The organism is Noviherbaspirillum agri (genome assembly GCF_054780595.1).
On record NZ_BAAGWA010000032.1, the window covers coordinates 1 to 3481 of the forward strand.

Genomic DNA, 3481 nt, shown 5'->3' on the forward strand with positions numbered 1-3481 from the left:
CAAAAAAGTCGCTCTGGTCGCCTGTATGCGCAAGCTGCTGACGATTCTGAATGCAATAGTCAAATCCGGGAAAGCATGGGATCCAGAATTTCGTCACACTTGACTTTCAAGACAGTTGCTTCGGGGGCTGCATGATAAACAAGAGCCGAACCGTCTCCAGCTCAGCTCTCTCAACCGGCAAATCTAATTGTCGCCACCGGAATTTCTAATTGTCGCCGGACAGCTGTCCTCACGGTGCCGCAACAGGTAAGCAACCGACACCTTTCATGTGGTCCATGACGGAACAACAATCAACTCATTCAAACTACATCCTGTGAAGGCAGTGCAATTACTCTGCTTGAAGATGACGGAAACGACATGTAGAGGTCATGCTTGTGAAAGCTTCGACGCGATAACATAACGACGCTTTATCATGATTCATAGGAGTGCAATATGCTTAAGAAAATCTTGTTCGCCGCTGCTTGCGGTATGGTATCGGTATCGACATTCGCCGTGGATGCAAGTCAGGTACAGAAGTCCATCGAACTCAAGGATGGGTCGACGGTACATGTGTTTAAGGATGGCAAAATGGGCATGGAAGACAAGTACGGTCGGGCTGTCCGCATGAAGGAAGGGCAGATCATGGAAACCAAGGATGGTCAGAAGATCGCCATGGTCGGTGATGAAGTTGCACGTCTCGATTTAATCTTGTACCCCGAGTATCGAGGAGGGAGTAACTAGCACTAGCGCCTGATATTCGCCACTGCCTAATCCCGCGTCATGCGGGATTTTTTATGTGTAGTAAACGCGATCTGATCTGACAGTTGCCCGATTTGACGAAGGCGATTGTCAGGTCAAATTCAGCTATTCAATGTGGTGATTTTATCGTGCCACGCCTCCTTTCCATCCAATAGAGTTTGCATCGGTGTCCGCCCGCAGCACATCTTGCCTTGATGCGTACGCTCGTTGTTGTAATACACCAGCCATTCATCGAGGTCGTGCTGCAGCTCTTCCATGGTGCGGCAGATCTTGCGCCGGAAGGTAACCTGGTAAAACTCGTTGAGGATCGTCTTGTGGAAGCGTTCACAGATGCCGTTGGTCTGCGGTGAATTGGCTTTGGTCTTCGTGTGTTCAATGTCGTTCAAGGCCAGGTAGAGCTGGTAATCGTGCGCTTCCGGCCGACCGCAGTATTCCGTGCCACGGTCGGTCAGCACGCGGATCAATCCCATTCCTTGTTCCTCGAAGAATGGCAGGACACGGTCGTTGAGCAGATCGGCAGCGGTGATCGGCGTCTTGGTCGTATAGAGCTTGGCAGCGGCCCACTTGGAATACGTGTCCACAAAGGTCTGCTGGTAAATACGCCCGACGCCCTTGATGGTGCCGACGTAAAACGTGTCCTGACTGCCGAGATAACCGGGATGTGCCGTCTCGATTTCGCCATGGGCCACATCGTCGTCCTGTTTCTTCTCCAGTGCCGCCACCTGCGCCTCGGTGAGCACGTCACCTGTCTCGGCAACATGGCGCTCCAGGGCCGATAAGCGCTTCTTGAACGATTCGAGATCTCGGCGCAGCCAGACCGAACGAACGCCGGATGGCGAAATGAAGATGCCGCGCTTGCGCAGTTCATTGGAAACACGGACTTGCCCGAAGGCCGGCTGTTCCAGGGCGAAGGCAGCAACGGCCGCTTCCGTTTCCTGTTCAACCCGGTTGCGCAGATTGGGCTTCTTGCGGTTGGCATCAATAAGTGCGTCGACGCCGCCGGCTTCCATGGCCGACTGATAGCGGTAAAAAGTATCGCGGGAAAAGCCCATCACCTTGCAGGCGCGGGACACATTGCCAAGCTCGGCGGCCAGGTTCAGCAGGCCAACCTTGTGTTTGATGACGTTCTGAGGAACACTACTCACGGGGTTACTCCTTGGCGCTTGCGCGCTGGTTTAATAAAGATTCGCACCTCTATCAAACCGGGTAACCCCACCCTTTGGCAAGGTATTGCTGTCAGATCAAGTCGGAACTACTACATCTCAATATCCCCATGGAGCTCGGTACGTCTTTCCGCCATCGGCACTTTGAAATGCCGCAGCGTGCTCATCTGTGCGGAAACAGAGGTGCGTATTCTGCTCACTATCCGCACACGTTGTCCATTCCACCTTGGCACCTCGTCGATCGAGTTCAGTTACCTTGCGCTGCTTCGCCTTTATTTGCCTGTCTAGCTCTGCCATCTGGCCTTGTTGATCCACCATTTGTTGTGCCAATTGTTGCAGAACCTGTTGCCTCGCCATAATTTCGGCTTGTGATGGAATCGTTCGCTGGACGATCAGCCAGCCCCCTGCGAAGATCAGTCCCTGCAACAGCGCCGCCAAGCCAAAGAGTCGCCACCCCAAGCTGTGGGTAGCCCGAACATACCTGTCGCGTGCGCGGCCGGCGGCTGCATCAGCCTCCACAAACTTCTCCTGCAAGAGCCCCGCAGCTTTGTTTGCGGTCGTATCGGCAGAGTCTGCAATTGCCTTCACCGTTTCGCGCGATAGGATATCAACCTTCAGTTCGACCGAAGAACGAAGTCGCTCAAGCGAAGCAATCGCTTGGCGTACCTTCTGCTCGTCCTCATAGGTGGCTTCCAATACCTTGCCAGCCGCATCTAGCAAGGCTTCGACGGATTGTTCGTAAGTTCCTTGCACAATTGTCACAGTGTCCTCCCGTGGTCAAATGTTTCGACGGCCTTCTCGGGGCGGCGCTCCTTATCGAGCTCCAGCGCAATCACACGCTCCAATCGGAGATGGTGCAGTTCGATCCATTGCCGATGGCTCAGCCGCAATTCGAGCATATCGAGCAACTGGGCGTAATGCAGCGAGCCGTTTGCATTTGCCACCAAAAGAAGCGCGCCCGAACCTAGCTTCCCATCTCCTTGGGTACGCTTCACCCAGCGCAAGTAGGCGGCTTCTTTATCTGCGCGCGCCGCCGGGCGTTCCTCTGCCACTTCTTCAGCCAATCGCTCTATAAACGCTTCCAATCGGTCTCGCTTGGTCTTATTGCGCGGAAAAGCGTCTAGGTAAGGCACGATACGGGCGGTCACGCCATGCTCTGCGGACGCAGCAGTTTCCACGTACCAGTGCACGTCGCGAGAAATCGCTTGTAGCTCGATGTTTCCCGCCAAGGCTGCACTCAACTTTCGATGGCGGCTCAGCTCCTTCGACTCGCGATTGTCTTCGGCCTTGAATTCAATCAAGCGAACGACGCCAGGGAATTCTAATAGCAAGTCGCCCAACAGCGTATCAGCCGGCGTCTGCTGCAGCAGATTGATGGCGCTTGCGCTTACGCCAGACGGACGGCGGGCACGGACGGCAAAACCAAGTCCATAGAGAAAATTCCCGATTACGATTGACCTGACCCGAGATTTTCGGGCCACGGCAAATTTGAGAAGATAGCTCCCAAACGAAAGGGAGCAATGAAGAAGAGCCGATACAGTGACGAGCAAATCGTCCGGATTTTGCGGGAAGCCGACAAG

General features: G+C 54.3%; 4 protein-coding genes and 1 pseudogene. 2 read left to right on the forward strand and 3 right to left on the reverse strand.

Going from position 1 to position 3481, the window contains the following annotated elements:
• A pseudogene (locus tag ACYVIA_RS22170) lies at positions 1 to 103 on the forward strand (IS110 family transposase); the annotation flags it as partial.
• A 329-nt stretch (positions 104 to 432) separates the two neighbouring features.
• A complete protein-coding gene (gene copK, locus ACYVIA_RS22175; RefSeq protein WP_460844462.1) occupies positions 433 to 720 on the forward strand; it encodes a periplasmic Cu(I)/Cu(II)-binding protein CopK in 288 nt (95 codons plus the stop codon).
• A gap of 119 nt (positions 721 to 839) precedes the next feature.
• Here copK and ACYVIA_RS22180 read toward each other — a convergent pair whose 3' ends face one another.
• The 3 genes from ACYVIA_RS22180 to ACYVIA_RS22190 form a co-directional block, all read right to left on the reverse strand.
• The gene (locus tag ACYVIA_RS22180; protein ID WP_460844464.1) at positions 840 to 1883 is read right to left on the reverse strand and encodes an IS481 family transposase; all 1044 of its coding nucleotides are present in this window, start codon (positions 1881 to 1883) and stop codon (positions 840 to 842) included.
• A 117-nt stretch (positions 1884 to 2000) separates the two neighbouring features.
• Entirely contained in the window at positions 2001 to 2663 is a 663-nt protein-coding gene (locus ACYVIA_RS22185; protein WP_460844466.1) for a hypothetical protein, read from the reverse strand.
• Positions 2660 to 3382 carry a hypothetical protein gene (locus tag ACYVIA_RS22190; protein WP_460844467.1) on the reverse strand — a complete coding sequence of 241 codons (723 nt, stop codon included), beginning with the start codon at positions 3380 to 3382 and terminating at the stop codon, positions 2660 to 2662. Before ACYVIA_RS22190 ends, ACYVIA_RS22185 begins: the two co-directional genes overlap by 4 nt.
• Between the last annotated feature and the right edge of the window lie 99 nt (positions 3383 to 3481).